Source organism: Halorubrum sp. FL23, assembly GCF_052439115.2.
GTDB lineage: Archaea > Halobacteriota > Halobacteria > Halobacteriales > Haloferacaceae > Halorubrum > Halorubrum persicum.
Genome location: NZ_JBQVRO020000054.1, coordinates 1 through 1,170 on the forward strand (window position 1 = coordinate 1; position 1,170 = coordinate 1,170).

1 protein-coding gene is annotated in these 1,170 nt (G+C 57.1%); it reads left to right on the forward strand.

Annotated features, from left to right (window positions below; translation table 11 throughout):
- Nucleotides 1-75: 75 nt before the first annotated feature.
- Nucleotides 76-1,170, forward strand: a 1,095-nt coding sequence (gene tnpC, locus ACT4MF_RS18830; protein ID WP_444683851.1) for an IS66 family transposase, incomplete at its 3' end; no start/stop codon positions are given.

The window sequence follows — 1,170 nt, forward strand, 5'->3', positions numbered from 1 at the left end:
GTAGTTGGATAGCGGCTTGCTGCCAGACCGATTTCGTAGCAGTCTCATGAATGGTCTCTCAATGGTGAACCAAGTGTGTCGCTGGGGATTGGCGGATCGCCGGAATCGACAGATTCCGCGATCCGCGCTGAGGACAGTACGCATCTCCGCCAGCAGCTCGTAGTCAAAGAGTTCGAGAACCGTCTTCTCCGTCGTCAACTCACAGCACAGCAACAGCAGATCGAGAATCTGCAAGCACGCCTCAAGTGGTACGAAAACCCAAACACACCACCCAGTAAGCAGGGTGGCGCGGCTGGATCACCTGGCAACGATGACAGCGACGAGGAAGAGAACGAAGACCAAGGGGACGACGCTGGCGGCGACGCCGACGCCGCCAGCGACTCCTCTCCAGGACGTGACGAAGGTCACGAGGGAACAACTCGACCGCCTCCGGAACCAGAGGAGACTATTCGAGTAGATCAGGGGTATTGCCCAGACTGTGAGCAGACACTCTCTAACCCGGACAGCTACGTCTCACGGACGATTATCGATATACCACTCCCCATTCCAACCACTGTCACCGAGTACGAACTCGGCAAACACCACTGTTCCTGTGGAAACGAGGTCGTTGCTGAACATCCTGACTGCCCGGAAACCGGGCGGTTTGGGCCAAATATCATGGCCCAAACCGCCCTTGGAAGGTTCCATCAGCGACTTCCAAACCGAAAGCAGGCAGAGTTGTTTGAGTGGGAGCTCGATCTCCCCATCTCCCACCGGACAATCTACAACCTGACCAAGCGGGTCGCAGACCGGCTGCGACCCGCGTATGAAGACGTCAAAGCCAGAATCCGGGAGAGTGACGTCGTCTATTGTGATGAGACGGGCTTTCCTGTTGACGGAGAGCAACACTGGGCGTGGACGTTTGTTACTGACGAAGAGGTGCTGTTCTGGGTTGATGAGAGTCGTGGAAGCCAGGTGTTAGAGGACGTCCTCGGCGAGGAATTCGCCGAGGACTCGACGCTCAGCTGTGACGGCTGGTCAGCATATCCGAGTTACCACACGAAGCTCCAGCGGTGCTGGGCGCATCTGTTGCGGGAGGCAGAGTACGTTGCTGAACGGTACGAGGAAGCAGAGAGGTTGTCTGAGGAGTTACACGCTCTCCACGACGATTTAACGGCGTTCGACGAGGAG